This window comes from Halotolerantifilum yawarlongkerapense, from assembly GCF_054506745.1.
In genome coordinates this window covers 1,265,304-1,280,051 of sequence record NZ_CP199719.1, presented here as the reverse complement: position 1 = coordinate 1,280,051, position 14,748 = coordinate 1,265,304, and the positions used below count along the sequence as shown (strand labels likewise).

General features: G+C 54.2%; 16 protein-coding genes and 1 other annotated feature. Of the genes, 11 read left to right on the top strand and 5 right to left on the bottom strand.

All coding sequences use genetic code 11. The features are described from left to right. Positions 1–228: 228 nt before the first annotated feature. Genes ilvB through leuB form a run of 7 tightly spaced genes read left to right on the top strand, consistent with a single transcriptional unit; the run spans position 229 to position 8,384 of the window. On the top strand, positions 229–1,911 hold the full coding sequence (gene ilvB, locus ACULM0_RS06270) for a biosynthetic-type acetolactate synthase large subunit (RefSeq protein WP_463679573.1): 1,683 nt from the start codon (positions 229–231) through the stop codon (positions 1,909–1,911). Next, positions 1,908–2,411 carry an acetolactate synthase small subunit gene (gene ilvN / locus ACULM0_RS06265; protein ID WP_463679572.1) on the top strand — a complete coding sequence of 168 codons (504 nt, stop codon included), beginning with the start codon at positions 1,908–1,910 and terminating at the stop codon, positions 2,409–2,411. Before ilvB ends, ilvN begins: the two co-directional genes overlap by 4 nt. Continuing rightward, positions 2,408–3,952, top strand: a complete 1,545-nt coding sequence (locus ACULM0_RS06260; protein WP_463679571.1) for a 2-isopropylmalate synthase — start codon at positions 2,408–2,410, stop codon at positions 3,950–3,952. Before ilvN ends, ACULM0_RS06260 begins: the two co-directional genes overlap by 4 nt. Then, positions 3,933–5,612: a citramalate synthase gene (cimA, locus tag ACULM0_RS06255; protein ID WP_463679570.1), complete on the top strand. Its 1,680-nt coding sequence runs from the start codon at positions 3,933–3,935 to the stop codon at positions 5,610–5,612. The genes ACULM0_RS06260 and cimA overlap by 20 nt, the downstream gene beginning before the upstream one ends. Continuing rightward, entirely contained in the window at positions 5,563–6,825 is a 1,263-nt protein-coding gene (gene leuC, locus ACULM0_RS06250; protein ID WP_463679569.1) for a 3-isopropylmalate dehydratase large subunit, read from the top strand. The genes cimA and leuC overlap by 50 nt, the downstream gene beginning before the upstream one ends. After that, the gene (gene leuD / locus ACULM0_RS06245; RefSeq protein WP_463679568.1) at positions 6,826–7,317 is read left to right on the top strand and encodes a 3-isopropylmalate dehydratase small subunit; all 492 of its coding nucleotides are present in this window, start codon (positions 6,826–6,828) and stop codon (positions 7,315–7,317) included. Next, positions 7,314–8,384 carry a 3-isopropylmalate dehydrogenase gene (gene leuB / locus ACULM0_RS06240; RefSeq protein ID WP_463679567.1) on the top strand — a complete coding sequence of 357 codons (1,071 nt, stop codon included), beginning with the start codon at positions 7,314–7,316 and terminating at the stop codon, positions 8,382–8,384. The genes leuD and leuB overlap by 4 nt, the downstream gene beginning before the upstream one ends. A 50-nt stretch (positions 8,385–8,434) precedes the next feature. On the opposite strand, the gene ACULM0_RS06235 is transcribed toward leuB, so the two are convergent. The 5 genes from ACULM0_RS06235 to ACULM0_RS06215 all read right to left on the bottom strand — a co-directional run bounded on the left by ACULM0_RS06235 (position 8,435) and on the right by ACULM0_RS06215 (position 10,276). Next, entirely contained in the window at positions 8,435–8,638 is a 204-nt protein-coding gene (locus tag ACULM0_RS06235; protein ID WP_463679566.1) for a ferredoxin, read from the bottom strand. A gap of 390 nt (positions 8,639–9,028) precedes the next feature. Then, complete coding sequence (locus ACULM0_RS06230) at positions 9,029–9,658, bottom strand: cyclase family protein (protein WP_463679565.1); 630 nt, start codon at positions 9,656–9,658, stop codon at positions 9,029–9,031. A gap of 169 nt (positions 9,659–9,827) precedes the next feature. Continuing rightward, positions 9,828–9,962, bottom strand: a complete 135-nt coding sequence (locus ACULM0_RS06225; protein ID WP_463679564.1) for a hypothetical protein — start codon at positions 9,960–9,962, stop codon at positions 9,828–9,830. 22 nt (positions 9,963–9,984) lie between these two features. Continuing rightward, on the bottom strand, positions 9,985–10,119 hold the full coding sequence (locus tag ACULM0_RS06220) for a hypothetical protein (protein ID WP_463679564.1): 135 nt from the start codon (positions 10,117–10,119) through the stop codon (positions 9,985–9,987). Positions 10,120–10,141: 22 nt separating this feature from the next. Next, positions 10,142–10,276 carry a hypothetical protein gene (locus ACULM0_RS06215; protein WP_463679564.1) on the bottom strand — a complete coding sequence of 45 codons (135 nt, stop codon included), beginning with the start codon at positions 10,274–10,276 and terminating at the stop codon, positions 10,142–10,144. A gap of 114 nt (positions 10,277–10,390) precedes the next feature. Next, positions 10,391–10,613 (bottom strand) — a binding site (T-box leader). A gap of 252 nt (positions 10,614–10,865) precedes the next feature. Here ACULM0_RS06215 and ACULM0_RS06210 point away from each other — a divergent pair. The 4 genes from ACULM0_RS06210 (at position 10,866) to ilvD (ending at position 14,743) form a co-directional block, all read left to right on the top strand. Further along, a complete protein-coding gene (locus ACULM0_RS06210) occupies positions 10,866–11,411 on the top strand; it encodes a GNAT family N-acetyltransferase (RefSeq protein ID WP_463679563.1) in 546 nt (181 codons plus the stop codon). A gap of 460 nt (positions 11,412–11,871) precedes the next feature. After that, a complete protein-coding gene (locus ACULM0_RS06205) occupies positions 11,872–12,111 on the top strand; it encodes a hypothetical protein (protein WP_463679562.1) in 240 nt (79 codons plus the stop codon). Beyond that, the gene (gene ilvC / locus ACULM0_RS06200) at positions 12,108–13,094 is read left to right on the top strand and encodes a ketol-acid reductoisomerase (protein ID WP_463679561.1); all 987 of its coding nucleotides are present in this window, start codon (positions 12,108–12,110) and stop codon (positions 13,092–13,094) included. Before ACULM0_RS06205 ends, ilvC begins: the two co-directional genes overlap by 4 nt. Further along, positions 13,094–14,743, top strand: coding sequence for a dihydroxy-acid dehydratase (gene ilvD / locus ACULM0_RS06195; protein WP_463679560.1), 1,650 nt, complete (start codon positions 13,094–13,096; stop codon positions 14,741–14,743). Before ilvC ends, ilvD begins: the two co-directional genes overlap by 1 nt. Positions 14,744–14,748 lie beyond the last annotated feature (5 nt).

Sequence of the window (14,748 nt, the reverse complement as noted above, 5' to 3'; positions counted from 1 at the left end):
GTCGTGGCTGAAAACCGACAACCTAGCTGGATCCTTCTCACTTCCAAGGCACCGATTTGAACACAAGCCTTCGCTTGTCATTAGATGCGGTCGGATGATCCCGTTATCGATCGAGTGATCTGAGCATTTATTCGGATCCACTGAGTTTCAAGGCTGCGAGGCCCTGAAAAAAATGGGTGGTACCGCGGGACAAACATCTCGCCCCAAAGATTGGGGCGGGGTTTTTTTATGCAAAAAAATCGAGTGAAAGGGGCGATCGATGTGGAGAAAATGACAGGTGCGATGCTGATTATCAAAAGTCTTGAAAGTGAGGGCGTCGATACGCTCTTCGGATATCCCGGTGGTGCCGTTCTTCCGCTCTATGATGCGCTGGGCGACTCGCGAATCCGGCATATCCTCGTTCGGGGGGAACAGGCGGCGGCCCACGCGGCAAACGGCTACGCCCGGAGCTCCGGGCGCCCGGGTGTTTGTCTAGCGACATCGGGCCCCGGGGCAACGAACCTGATCACAGGAATCGCCACTGCATATATGGATTCCGTACCGTTGGTGGCCATCACGGGACAGGTACCCAGGGAGCGTATCGGGTCGGATGCTTTTCAGGAAGTGGACATAACAGGAGCGACGGAACCCTTTACAAAACACAACTATCTGGTGAAAAACGTGGAGGACCTCCCACGGATCATCAAAGAGGCCTTCTACATTGCGCGAACCGGTCGACCGGGTCCTGTGTTGATCGATATCCCCACGGATGTGCAGCAGGCCACGACTGACCGTTGGCAGGCGATGCCTCTCGATCTACCCGGTTACAAACCAACCGTTGCAGGGCACCCCGGTCAAGTGAAAAAATTGGCCGAACTGTTAAACAAAAGCAAAAGACCGCTGATTATTGCCGGTGGCGGTATAGTGGCTGCAGGGGCGAAACAAGCCCTGAGAACGTTGTCCGAACAGGTGGGGATACCCGTGGCCACTACTTTCATGGGCATCGGGGCTATCGCGACGGATCATCCTTTGAGTCTGGGCATGATCGGGGGGCAGCACGGTGTTCACGCGGCCACGCTCGCTCTTGAAGAAGCCGATGTACTCCTTGTCATCGGTGCAAGGATGGCCGACCGGGCGACAGGTGCCACCGGTGGATTCGGTCACCGCGCGACCATCGCCCATGTGGATGTGGATCCGGCGGAAATCGGAAAGAATGTCAGAGTGGATTTACCGATCGTTGGCGATGCGAAGAACATTCTCGAACAGCTTCAAGCAGAGCGTATCCATCGGTCGGGTGGCGGTTGGATCGAAAAAGTCACCTCTTGGAAAAAGATCCATCATGGGGTTGGTCGTATCTCCGGGGGCGTTCATCCGATGAAGGCACTCCAGCAGATCGGACGAAGGATGCCAGCCGACACCATCGTGGTGACAGATGTGGGGCAACACCAGATGTGGGCGGGACGCTATCTCGCGATCAAGGAGGAGAGTCTGTTTCTTTCCTCCGGAGGATTGGGAACGATGGGGTACGGATTGCCTGCGGCCATCGGGGCCAAGGTGGCCAATCCCGACCGCGAGGTGATCTTGATAACCGGCGACGGATCCTTCCAAATGGCGATGGCTGAGTTGGCTACTGCCTCGGCCGAATCCGCGTCGATTAAGGTTTTTCTGTTCAACAACAATCATCTCGGGATGGTGCGTGAGCTCCAGGACCATTTTTGCGAACAAAGGCACAGACAAGTGCACTTGAAGGGGAATCCGGACTTCTCCATCATCGCTTCGGCCTATGGTTTCGAGGGGAGAAGAGTCATTGATGACCTTGCTTTTAGCGAGGCGTTACCGAACGTCTTCCGGGGAGAGCAAACGGTATTATTGGATCTCATGGTCTCTCCCGATGCAGCGGTGATCCCGAGGAAGGGAGATGAAGTGGTATGAGAACAATCCTGAGCATCAAGGTGCTCGACCACGCCGGCGTGCTATCGAGAGTCGCCGGGCTATTCAGCAGACGCGGATTCAATATCGACAGCCTAGCTGTAGGCGTTACGGAAAAACACGGAATCTCCAGAATGACGATCGTGGTCGATGGGGACGAAGCACTGATCGAGCAGATCACCAAGCAACTGAACAAGCTGATCGATGTGATCAAGGTATCGATTATTGATCACGATCCCGTCGCAAGGGAGTTGGCGCTCCTTCGTATTCATGCACCGCAGAAGAATCGGCAGGAGATCCTGAAGACACTGGAAGTGTTCCGCGCGCGTATCGTGGGCATGGATCAATCGACGGTAACAGCAGAGGTGACCGGTGAGGGGCAGAAAATCGATGCGCTACGCGATCTGATGCTCACCTATGGCATCCAGGAGATGGTGCGGACGGGAACCGTGGCCATCGACAGACGACAGCCGAAAAACCAAGAGGGGGTTGAATTGAGATGACAGATCAAATTTATATTTTTGACACAACACTTCGTGATGGGGAACAGTCACCGGGAATCAGTTTGAACGTTGAAGAAAAACTAAAGATTGCCAAACAGCTGGCGATCCTCGGTGTAGACGCTATCGAGGCGGGATTTCCCATCGCTTCGAAAGGAGACTTCGAAGGGGTCAAGGCCATCGCAAAGAGCGTCCGCGGTCCTGTGATCACCGGATTGGCCAGAGCGGTCAAGGCTGACATCGATCGTGCTTGGGAAGCACTTCAGTATGCTGAGAAGCCGAGGATCCATACTTTTATCGCGACCTCGGACATCCATATGGAGTATAAGCTCAAGATGACACCGGAGGAAGTGATCGATCGAGTCCGCGAGATGGTGGGTTACGCAAAAAGTCTCTGCGAGGATATCTCTTTCTCACCGGAAGACGGGTCACGCACGAGACCTGAGTTTCTCCACCGCGTACTAGAAACCGCTATCGAGGCGGGGGCCACGGTACTCAATATTCCGGATACCGTGGGCTACAGTACACCAGAAGAATTCGGGCGGCTGATCCAAGGGATCAAAGAGAAGGTAAAGGGAATCGACAACGTGATTTTGAGCGTTCACTGTCACAACGATCTAGGATTGGCCGTGGCCAACTCCCTCGCCGCCATCACAAATGGCGCCAGGCAGATAGAGTGTACCTTGAATGGCCTAGGCGAGCGAGCTGGTAACGCCGCACTCGAGGAAATCGTGATGGTGCTCAGGACCCGCGGAGACCATTACCCCTATCATACCCAGGTGATCACCGAGGAGATTCACCGGACGAGTGCCCTGGTCAGTCATCTGACGGGTGTTCAGATCCAACCGAACAAGGCGATCATCGGAGCCAACGCCTTCGCCCATGAATCGGGCATCCACCAGCACGGTGTCATGAGCCATAGGGAAACCTATGAGATCATGACACCGGAATCCATCGGCTTGAAAAAGAGCCAGATGGTACTCGGCAAGCACTCTGGTCGACATGCCTTCGAGGAAAAATTAAAGGACCTCGGCTATCGTGACATCGGCATGACCGTCTTGAACAGCGCCTTCGAGCGGTTCAAGGATCTTGCCGACAAAAAGAAGGCTGTACTCGATGAGGACATCGAGGCCCTGCTTAGTGCGGAAACCTCCGATACCCCGTCGATCTACACCTTGGATTACTATCATATCTCCAGTGGGAACACCTTACTGGCCACCTCAACCGTACGTCTCAAGCGAGAAGATGTTTGCGTGGAGGAAGCTGCCTGTGGTGATGGTCCGGTGGACGCGACATACAAGGCAATCGACCGGGCAACGGGACTTGAAATCACATTGAAAGAGTACTATATCAAAGCGGTTACCGGTGGGAAGGATGCCCTCGGTGAAGTGACGGCTAAGGTCGAGAGCGCTGGGAAGCTGTACATCGGTCGCGGCGTGAGCACAGATGTCATCGAAGCCAGTGCCCGCGCCTATATGAGCGCGGTGAACAAGGTGCTGTTCGATCAAATGGAAGTGGAAAACGATGAGCGAAAAGGAGCGTGAACCCCTTGGGGATTTAAGACGTAAGAAAAAGATCATGACCTTCGACACAACATTACGAGACGGTGCACAGGCCGAAGGTATCGCCTTCACCGTGCTCGACAAGATCAAGATTGCACGGGCCCTCGATCGGTTTGGCATCGACTATATTGAGGCGGGTAATCCCGGATCGAATCCCAAGGATTTGGAATTCTTCGAACGCACGGAGGAGCTACACCTGGAGCGTGCAAAATTGACGGCCTTCGGTAGCACCAGACGTGCCGGCTGTTCCGTGGAGGAGGATGAGAACGTAAGGGCCCTGGTCTCGGCGGGGACACCAGCGGTGGCGATCTTTGCCAAGGCGTGGGACTTTCATGTGACAAAGATCATTCGAACGACCTTGGAAGAGAACCTAGCGATGATTCACGAGACCGTCAGCTATCTCAAGGCGATGGGTAAGGAGGTCATCTTTGATGCGGAGCATTTTTTCGACGGCTACCGCGAAAACCGCACCTATGCCATGCAAGTGCTGGCAGCCGCCGAAGGAGGCGGTGCCGATTGGCTCGTCCTTTGTGATACCAATGGCGGAACACTACCTGAGGAGATAGCCCGTGCAGTAGAAGACGTGGACAAGACCCTTGGCACCGCGGTGGGTATCCACTGCCACAATGATATCGGCATGGCCGTGGCGGCTTCGGTTTCTGCCGTCCACCACGGGGCCACGATGGTGCAGGGGACCATCAACGGTTACGGGGAGCGTTGCGGCAATGCGAATCTCATATCGATCCTGCCGACCCTTCAGTTGAAGGGAACCTACACCTGCGTTCCTCCGGAGAGGATGAAAGAGCTCATGCTCTTGTCGCGCACCGTCAGCGAGCTTGCCAACCTTGCTCCTGACGAACGGGCGCCCTATGTGGGCAATAGTGCTTTCGCACACAAGGGGGGAATGCACATTGATGGCGTGCGTAAGAATCCCCGCTCCTTCGAACACCTCGACCCCGCTTGGGTGGGCAACGATCGCCGTGTTCTGATGTCGGAGGTGTCAGGTAGAAGTACCATCCTGGACAAGATACAGCGTGTGGCCCCATGGGTCACGAAACAATCGCCCGAGACACTCGATCTCATGGAGAAGCTCAAGACGCTCGAGCACAATGGTTACCAGTTCGAGGGGGCTGAGAATTCTTTCGATCTATTGATCCGACGGTTGATGGGCCTCCACCGGACGTTTTTTAAAGTCGTGGATTACCGTGTGTTCAGTGATGATCACCGCAAAGAGGAAGAGAGTGCATCGGCGGTGGTGAAGCTGGTGGTCGACGACAAAGAAGAGATGACGGCAGCAGAGGGAGACGGGCCTGTGAATGCACTCGACCGTGCGCTCAGGAAGGCGCTCCGGGTCTTTTATCCGGAGCTCGATCGGATGCGCCTACTCGATTACAAAGTACGAGTGCTAGATACTGATCGGGCAACGGCGGCCAAGGTCCGCGTGCACATCACATCGACTGATGGGCGCAGTGTTTGGGGAACCGTTGGCGTATCAACGAATATTATTGAGGCGAGCTTCGCGGCTTTGATCGATTCCTTCGAATCATTTCTTTACAGCGAATCTAATGCACTTCAGAAAGGGGAGACAGCTAATGGGCATGACCATGACTCAAAAGATACTAGCAGCTCACGCGGGGCTTGAGAAAGTGGAGGCTGGTGACCTGATCACCGTCGATCTCGATCTTGTCCTCGGTAATGATATCACGACACCCGTGGCACTCAAGTCCTTCCAAGCCATTGGAAAAGAGGACGTTTTCGACCGGGAGAAAATTGCTATTGTGCCCGATCACTTTGCACCGAACAAAGACATCAAATCGGCCGAGCAGTGTCGCGTGATCCGGGATTTCGCGCACGAAAAAGAAATCAAGCACTACTTTGAAATTGGCCAGATGGGCATCGAGCATGCCCTGATTCCCGAAAAGGGATTGGCCGTCCCTGGCGATGTCATCATTGGCGCCGACTCCCACACCTGTACCTACGGTGCACTGGGCGCCTTTTCAACCGGGATCGGGAGTACGGATATGGCCGCCGGAATGGCTACCGGACGCGCCTGGTTCAGAGTGCCCGAGGCAATTCGTTTTGAGCTCACAGGACAGATGGGACCTTGGGTGAGCGGAAAGGACGTGATCTTACATATCATCGGTGAGATCGGCGTGGATGGAGCCTTGTATCAGTCCATGGAATTCACGGGCGGAGGAGTAGCGAACCTGACGATGGACGACCGGTTCACCATCGCCAACATGGCTATCGAGGCGGGAGCTAAGAACGGAATCTTTGAAGTCGACGAACGAACCCTGGCTTACGTGGAAGAGCACAGCGCGAAAGAGCCCGTGGTGTACCGGTCGGATTCCGATGCATCCTATGTGCGAACCATTGAAGTGGATCTGTCGACCCTGAGGCCCACTGTTTCCTTCCCCCACCTACCGGACAACACGCGAACCATCGACGAGGCGGGTGAAGTGACCATCGACCAAGTGGTCATCGGTTCTTGCACCAACGGGCGCCTGGGTGATTTGCGCGCTGCCGCTGAGATCCTGAAGGGACGCCAGGTCCATCCAAAGGTACGGACACTGGTCTTCCCCGCTACGCAAAAAATCTATCTTGAGGCCATGCGAGAGGGGCTGATCGAGATTTTCATCCAGGCGGGTGTCGCTGTGAGCACGCCGACCTGCGGACCATGCTTAGGCGGACACATGGGCATCTTGGCCAAGGGCGAACGCGCCGTGGCCACGACCAATCGAAACTTCGTGGGCCGTATGGGGCATCCGGAGAGTGAGGTCTATCTGGCCAGCCCTGCCGTCGCTGCCGCATCGGCCATCACGGGAAAACTGTCTTCACCGGAGGAGGTGCTGTAGATGAAAGGAAAAGCGATCAAATACGGACATAATGTAGATACCGATGTGATCATTCCAGCACGGTATTTGAACACCAGTGATCCAATGGAGCTAGCCCAGCACTGTATGGAGGATCTCGATGCAACGTTTATCGATAGGGTGGATGACGGCGATCTCATGGTGGCGGGAAAAAACTTTGGATGCGGATCGTCCAGAGAACATGCGCCGGTGGCGATCAAAGCAGCGGGTATCAGCTGTGTAATCGCAGAGACCTTCGCCCGCATTTTCTACCGGAATGCCGTGAACATCGGACTGCCGATTGTTACCTCTCCAGAGGCGGCAAAGGAAATTGCAGAGGGTGATGTGGTGAGTGTCGATGTAAAAAAAGGCCTCATCACCAACCACACCCAACAGAAGACCTACGAGGTAGCTCCTTTTCCACCCTTCATGCAGGCCATTATCGATGCAGGGGGGTTGATCGAGGCGATCAGAGAGAAAGGAGATCTACGATGAAAATCGCATTGATTCCAGGTGATGGGATAGGTCCCGAGGTGACCGCGGAAGCGGTGAAAGTACTCCGTGCCGTGGAAGGACAGTATGCATTGGATTTTGCCTTTGAAGAGGTCCCCATGGGTGGCGTGGCCATCGATCTAACGGGAAGCCCACTGCCCAGGGAGACCGTTGATGTCTGCACAGCAAGCGACGCGGTCTTCCTAGGCGCCGTTGGCGGTCCAAAGTGGGATGGCCTACCCGGACATCAGCGGCCAGAGGCGGGCCTCCTGGGACTCCGTAAGGCACTAGGCGTCTACGCCAACCTCCGACCGGCTATTTTGTTTTCCCAGCTGACCGAAGCCTCTACCCTGCGACCGGAGGTGCTCGCCGGCGGACTGGATCTTCTTGTGGTGCGTGAGCTCACAGGGGGGATTTATTTTGGCGAGAGGGGGCGCGAAGGCGAGGGTCAGGACCAGTCGGCGTGGGACACCGAGCGGTATACCGTAGCGGAGATCCAGCGCGTGGCAAAAGTGGCCTTTGAATCGGCTCGCAAGAGGAGCGGACGTCTGATGAGCATCGATAAGGCCAATGTGCTCGAAAGCTCCCGCCTGTGGAGGGAAACGGTTGTGGCTTTTTCTGCAGCCTATCCCGATGTGACGCTCGATCATATGTATGTGGATAATGCGGCCATGCAACTGATACGGAATCCCAAGCAGTTCGACGTGATCTTAACCAACAATATCTTTGGTGATATTCTGAGCGATGAAGCCTCCATGCTCACAGGATCCCTCGGCATGCTACCCTCCGCGTCTCTGGGAGATGGTGGAATCGGCCTCTACGAGCCGATCCATGGTTCTGCCCCGGATATTGCGGGGAAAGACCTGGCAAATCCCATAGCAGCGATCATGAGCATCGCCATGCTCCTGAGGCATAGTGCGGGTGAAGAAGGGGCGGCGAAAGCCGTGGAGAGAGCTGTGTCCACAGTGCTCGATCAAGGCTTCAGAACAGCAGATCTCTCCGACGGTAGTGCGTCCATCGGCACCAAAGAGATGGGCGATCGGATTGTAGACGCGCTCCGTAAGGCCTGACCAACTGAAAATCAAGGACAAAGAGAAGCGATCTCCCGTGGTATTCATACCTAGAGGGAGATCGCTTCTTCGGTTGCTTCGATGGCAGAGGCGGGACAGCAGTCCATGGCCTCTGCAAACAGCGCGAGGTCTTCGGCGGTGGTAGGTTGGCGTAAGAGGCGTGCCCGTTTCTGGTAAACTTCGAAAAGCTCAGAAGCGACACGGGTGCAGGCGATACACCCAATGCATCGTGTGTTGATCAAGTAATGCGCCATGCTCAGCTCCTTTCTGTCGGATGCCCGCAGTGAGGGCAGTAGTGGTGTGAGCGCTCGAGTGGATGACCGCACGCACACCGGGCTGTGCTGTGGAGAAGTCGCCAGTCGGAAGGATCCTGCTCTTCTGCCAGATGACCCGTAGATTCCAAAGTGATTCCAGCAACAGGTGGAACGTCGAGGACGGCACCACAACAGTGTGTCGTGGCGAGATAACGCTCCTGCTAGCGCCACAGGGGGAGGAAATAGGCCTTGAACACGCGGTAGGTCTTCTCGACCTTCAGGTGCGTGTATGCGCCACAGGCGGGGCAGGTGACGTGAGGAACTTGACCGACAGAGCGCTTCTCGTCGGAGATGCCGAAAAACGGCGAAAAAGAACACGAAGAGATCCTCCTATTCATACCTGGCGATGGCCCGTACGGGTGCGCCGTCGGCCTCCAGGAACTTCAATGGAAGCGTACAGAACCAACAGTAGTCGGGAAGTGCTTCGAGTCCTTTTAGATTCTCAACAATCAGGATTTCGGCTTCCAAGAGCACGCGATGCACGGGGAGTGTTGAACTCTCTACCGGATCCACAGAGATGGCATCGACGCCGATCCCCTTGAGACCCGTTGTCGCCAGATAGGCAGCGGCTTCTAGCGTGAGTGTTGGGAAGCCTTCGAAGTAATCTGGGCCTCCCCAGCGCCGGTCCCATCCCGTTGCGATCAGAAGAAAATCTACACCTGCACCGGGTGGAATCATTTCGGCGACCATGTCCCTGGTGATGGATCCCATCTTATTGAGGTGTAGCACACGGGCCTGCCCTAGGAAACGATCTGGATCAAGAGCATCGAGGGTCAGGCCCTCTTCGAGAAGATGCGCCGGCGCATCCATATGGGTACCTGTGTGTGAAAAAATCGTGAGCAGGCTCTCTCTGAAACCATCGGTGGCCAGTGTGTTGGCCGGAATGATCTTAGGAGGGGCGGTACCCGGATAAGCGGGTGTGCTTTCATGGAGTGTGTGGGTGAGGTCGATGGTCAGCATGGTAGCCTCCTTCTTCGTAGCAGTGGATGATGAGGAGCTTTCAGGAGTAGTATACCATGGGCTGCAAAAAATGAAAAAGGTGAGGTCCCCGGCTATGTTCTTCCGGCGCCTCACCTTTTTACGGTAAGATCATAAATATCAGATTCCAAATGATGCTCCTCTCTCAAGTTTAGTAAAAACGGTAGAATTGCCCTGTGCCGAAGTAATTGATGGTATTCTCAGGTGCAACAGCCTGCTGTGCGGTTTTGTTCTTTTTGTCGGGAGACGTTTCTTTGCGTCTGTGGTTCGCCTGTGTTGTTTTCATGGTAGTGCTCCTCTCTAAGGGTTTAGTAAAAGCGGTAGAATTGCCCAGTGCCAAAGTAATTGATGGTATTCTCGGGTGCAACGGCCTGCTGTGCTGTCTTGTTCTTTTTGTCGGGAGACGTTTCTTTGCGCCTGTGGTTCGCCTGTGTTGTTTTCATGCTAGTGCTCCTTCCTAAGGGTTTAGTAAAAGCGGTAGAATTGCCCAGTGCCAAAGTAATTGATGGTATTTTCGGGTGCAACGGCCTGCTGTGCTGTCTTGTTCTTTTTGTCGGGAGATGTTTCTTTGCGCCTGTGGTTCGCCTGTGTTGTTTTCACGTGGTTCCTCCTTTGTTTGCGAGTGAAATGCTATTCAGTCGATGGATGCTCAGGTTTGAAGTGTCCTTTCGCTTTCACCTCCCCTTTCTTCAAATAAAAAAGCCGTCCTCATGACTTAAGGACGGACGTCTACGCCGTGGTACCACCTTAGTTGTCGCTAGTTCAGCGACCGCTTATCATCTCCTTAACGCGGAGGAAACGGCCCAGCCTACTGACAATAGCTTTCAGTCGGGCATCTCGGGAGGGATCTGCTATTGATCACGCTATCGACTTCCACCAACCGTCGACTCTCTAGATTAGCGCATCGATCATAAGCTCTCTCCGTCATGGATGTTTTGTTGATTTTCATCACTATAGCAGTCACGGGTAGGCACCGTCAATAGTTTTCAGAAAATTTCAACAAATATTTTTACACTCCCACAGACTGTGAAAAGAAAAAACGTTTTCCCTACACTTTCTTTGTCATCCTTCCAAAAAAGTGGGTATGTACTGCAAAGAAGAGAGGCGTTGGATACCCTGACGGTTTTTGCATTATCATGTCTTTTGTTGTATACTATATACGGATTTATATGTTGAAAGGAGTGCATCTATGTTAGAAGAAGTCAATCAACTGCCGCATAAGGTGATCAAGGACATCGATCTCGATGTCGGACGACTGAGTGTATATTTAGTACAGGATTTCGATTTAAAACTATTACGACGCATGGTGAGTTTCGGTCTCGATATCTTTGGAGAGCTCGGCATGGACGAGTGGGGTCTTGTGCCCCAGGTACGTCACGGGAACGTGTACCTCCTCAAGGAGAAGGATAAGAAAAGAATCATCGGACTCGCGATTCTCATGCGCGATTGGGAAGACCCCTATAAAGCGTATCTCTTCGATTATGCAATTGCCGAGGACTTTAGAGGTCACGGTCTGGGCTATGAGTTTCTGCAGGTGATCGCTGAAAGCCTAGTGGAACAGGGCTTTGATAAGATGAGTCTCACGGTTGATGTGGAAAACGAGCCGGCGATCCGTTTGTATCGCGATAAGGTTGGATTCAAGTCCGTTCTCTATAAAGAAGATGAGTACGGGAAAGGACACGACCGCTATATCATGGAATGGGATATGGCGAAAGCCATAAAAGAAAAAGAATAGGATTCAAAAAAGATCAGCACTGCGCTGATCTTTTTTTAAATTTCAGAAGGGGGGTTGACGAACGAAGGAAGGGGTCATATAATAACAACTAAGAATTTTCTGACAATGCAATCACGAAGAAAGATATCGATGGAGACCGTCACATTCAGAAACGTTTCAAAATGCAGAGAGCCCGCGGTTGGTGCGAGCGGGCGTAACGTTGAAGGTGACCATCCCTCCTGAATCGCTGAGTTGAAGATGAGTAAATGACGCCGGGGGCTCCCGTTACAGGGCGAGGATTAATCCGATGACGATCGGACGATCCGATAAGCGACAGATTTGATCTGTAAGTAGAGTGGTACCGTGGGAAACTTTCTCACCTCTAAGGCAACTAGAGGCGGGGGGGTATTTTTTATACCTCGAAATGATCAAAAAAGTAAATAATGTTAAAAAAAGTTTTTTCAACAAGGGAAGGAGGATCATGATGGTCAATCATATCATGGCACAGATGGACGAGGGCGTAGATGCGCTTCTGCGGGTTGTGGGCGTATTGAGACGGAAAAATTTTGACATTCAGGACATCCGTTGGTCTGAGGACCATCAGCTGGAGATTGCGATTCTGTCGAAGGACGGTTGCGGTGGATTAGAAGCAAAACAACAAATGGAAAAATTGGTGGGACTGAGATCAGTCGTCGTAAGAGAAATGGGGGAACTGAGATGAAAATGTTTTATGAAAAGGATGGGAATTTGGGATTGTTCGAAGGAAAGACAGTGGCGGTGCTCGGTTACGGATCACAGGGACACGCTCACGCTCTGAACTTGAAGGAGAGTGGCGTTTCGGTTGTGGTCGGGCTTCGCAAGGGTTCGAGTTCCTGGAAACAGGCTGAAGACGCGGGTCTCGAGGTGACAACGGTGTCAGGTGCAGCTGAGCGCGGCGACGTGATCATGATGCTCGTGCCCGATGAACACCAGCGAGCGGTCTTCTTAGAATCGGTTGCCCCCCATTTAAAGGCCGGAAAAGCGCTGGCGTTTGCCCATGGTTTTAACATCACGTACGGTCAGGTGAAGCCTCCGGCAGACGTGGATGTGTTCATGGTCGCCCCGAAGGGGCCGGGACACCTGGTGCGTCGGGTCTTCGAGAGCGGGCAAGGTGTCCCCTGCCTGATGGCTGTCCACCAGGATGCCACGGGAAAAGCATCGGATCTTGCACTCGCCTATGCCAAGGGCATCGGCGGACTGCGCGCCGGGGTCATCGAGACCACCTTCAAAGAGGAGACCGAAACGGATCTCTTCGGCGAACAGGCCGTGCTGTGCGGGGGTGTAACGGAACTGATCAAGGCAGGTTTCGATACCTTGACGGAAGCGGGCTACCAGCCAGAGATCGCTTACTTTGAATGCCTGCACGAAATGAAATTAATCGTCGACCTTCTTTACGAAGGTGGATTTGAAAAGATGAGGTACTCTGTCTCCGATACGGCGGAATACGGGGACTACCGTGTCGGTAGACGGATTGTCACGGACGAGACACGTGAGGAGATGAAGCAGGTCCTCAAGGAAGTGCAGGAAGGGGTTTTCGCCCGCGATTGGCTCGTGGAAAACGCTATGAATCGACCACACTTTAACGCTGTTCGTGAGCGCGAACTGGAACATCCTATGGTGGATGTGGGCAAGAAGCTCAGGGGCATGATGGGGTGGATCAAATAATGAGATCAGATGACGCGAAAAAGGGACTGGAGAAGGCCCCCCATCGCTCGCTGATGAAAGCGCTTGGCCTCACGGAGGAAGAGATCGGCAGACCGCTCATCGGTGTGGTCAACGGCTTCAATGAGATTGTACCGGGTCATACACACCTCGATAAACTGACGGAAAAGGTAAAGCGTGGTGTTTTAATGGCAGGGGGCACACCGTTGGAGTTTCCCGCTATTGCTGTTTGCGATGGGATTGCCATGAACCACGAGGGAATGAAGTACTCCTTGGCATCGCGCGAACTGATTGCCGACAGTATTGAGGTGATGGCCAGGGCCCATGCCCTCGATGGACTCGTCATCCTGCCAAACTGTGACAAGACGGTACCGGGAGCCCTGATGGCCGCTGCGCGACTCGACCTACCAACGGTGATCATGAGCGGGGGCCCGATGATGGCCGGTAGGGGTCATACGGATCTGACAACGGTCTTTGAAGGTGTAGGTCGCGTGAGGGCTGCTAAGATGGACCTTTCCGAGTTAGCCCTTTTGGAAGAATCTGCTTGCCCCACCTGTGGCTCATGCTCGGGGATGTTCACGGCCAACTCCATGAACATCATGGTGGAGGTCTTGGGTATGGGGGTGGACGGGCACGGAACTGTTCCGGCGGTCTACGCACGTCGCTACCGCATGGCCGTGGAAGCGGGTCGTGCCGTGATGGATCTCTTCCGACGCGGCGTGACGGCCCGCCAGATCATGACCAAAGAGGCACTGGAGAATGCAATCGTTGCCGATATGGCCATGGGTTGTTCGACGAACACGGTCCTGCATCTGACTGCTCTCGCTGAAGAACTAGGATTGGGTTTAGATCTCGACGTGGTGGATGCCGTCTCAAGACGGACGCCGAACCTCTGCCGTCTATCGCCGGCGGGGCGTGACCACCTGGAAGACCTCGATGGAGCCGGCGGTATCGCGGCGGTTCTCGCGGAACTGGCCAAGGGCGACCATTTGAACCTCGGGACTACGACGGTGGAGGGATTGACTCTGGCTGAAAAAGTCAAAGCAAGTCCCGGTGCCGATGGACAGGTGATTCGTTCAATCGATTCACCTTATGCTGAGAGCGGCGGGATTGCCGTGCTCAGGGGGAACTTGGCGCCGAAGGGTGCGGTGGTGAAGAAATCGGCTGTCGTAGAAAACATGCAGCGGTTCTCAGGTCCCGCTCGGGTCTTCGATAGCGAGGAAGCGGCGGTAGAAGCCATCACCACGGGTGTCATCGTTTCGGGCGACATTGTGGTGATTCGATATGAAGGTCCACGTGGTGGTCCGGGGATGAGAGAGATGTTGACCCCCACTTCCGTACTGGGCGGCATGGGACTCGATGGATCGGTGGCCTTGATCACCGACGGACGCTTTTCCGGCGGAACGCGTGGACCGGCCATCGGACACGTCTCGCCCGAGGCGGCAGAAGGCGGTCCGATCGCATTGGTTCAAGAGGGAGATACGATTCGCTACGATTGCGAGACGGGTGTACTCGAGCTCGTGGTAGATGAACGGATCCTTTCTGAGCGGCGGTCGAAATGGCAGGCACCGGAAAAGAAAGTGACGGGCTATCTGGCAAAGTATAGTAAATTGGTTACATCGGCGGATCGCGGTGCTGTTTGCGTCGTCTGATGAGA

Bases quoted from the DNA above. Each gene is read 5' to 3' on its own strand.
- ACULM0_RS06205 (WP_463679562.1), top strand. From the start codon at position 11,872: ATGATGGTCAATCATATCATGGCACAGATGGACGAGGGCGTAGATGCG.
- ACULM0_RS06230 (WP_463679565.1), bottom strand. From the start codon at position 9,658: ATGCTGACCATCGACCTCACCCACACACTCCATGAAAGCACACCCGCT.
- leuD (WP_463679568.1), top strand. From the start codon at position 6,826: ATGAAAGGAAAAGCGATCAAATACGGACATAATGTAGATACCGATGTG.
- leuB (WP_463679567.1), top strand. From the start codon at position 7,314: ATGAAAATCGCATTGATTCCAGGTGATGGGATAGGTCCCGAGGTGACC.
- cimA (WP_463679570.1), top strand. From the start codon at position 3,933: ATGAGCGAAAAGGAGCGTGAACCCCTTGGGGATTTAAGACGTAAGAAA.
- ACULM0_RS06220 (WP_463679564.1), bottom strand. From the start codon at position 10,119: ATGAAAACAACACAGGCGAACCACAGGCGCAAAGAAACGTCTCCCGAC.
- ilvB (WP_463679573.1), top strand. From the start codon at position 229: ATGCAAAAAAATCGAGTGAAAGGGGCGATCGATGTGGAGAAAATGACA.
- ACULM0_RS06260 (WP_463679571.1), top strand. From the start codon at position 2,408: ATGACAGATCAAATTTATATTTTTGACACAACACTTCGTGATGGGGAA.
- leuC (WP_463679569.1), top strand. From the start codon at position 5,563: ATGGGCATGACCATGACTCAAAAGATACTAGCAGCTCACGCGGGGCTT.
- ilvC (WP_463679561.1), top strand. From the start codon at position 12,108: ATGAAAATGTTTTATGAAAAGGATGGGAATTTGGGATTGTTCGAAGGA.
- ilvN (WP_463679572.1), top strand. From the start codon at position 1,908: ATGAGAACAATCCTGAGCATCAAGGTGCTCGACCACGCCGGCGTGCTA.
- ACULM0_RS06210 (WP_463679563.1), top strand. From the start codon at position 10,866: ATGTTAGAAGAAGTCAATCAACTGCCGCATAAGGTGATCAAGGACATC.
- ACULM0_RS06225 (WP_463679564.1), bottom strand. From the start codon at position 9,962: ATGAAAACAACACAGGCGAACCACAGACGCAAAGAAACGTCTCCCGAC.
- ilvD (WP_463679560.1), top strand. From the start codon at position 13,094: ATGAGATCAGATGACGCGAAAAAGGGACTGGAGAAGGCCCCCCATCGC.
- ACULM0_RS06235 (WP_463679566.1), bottom strand. From the start codon at position 8,638: ATGGCGCATTACTTGATCAACACACGATGCATTGGGTGTATCGCCTGC.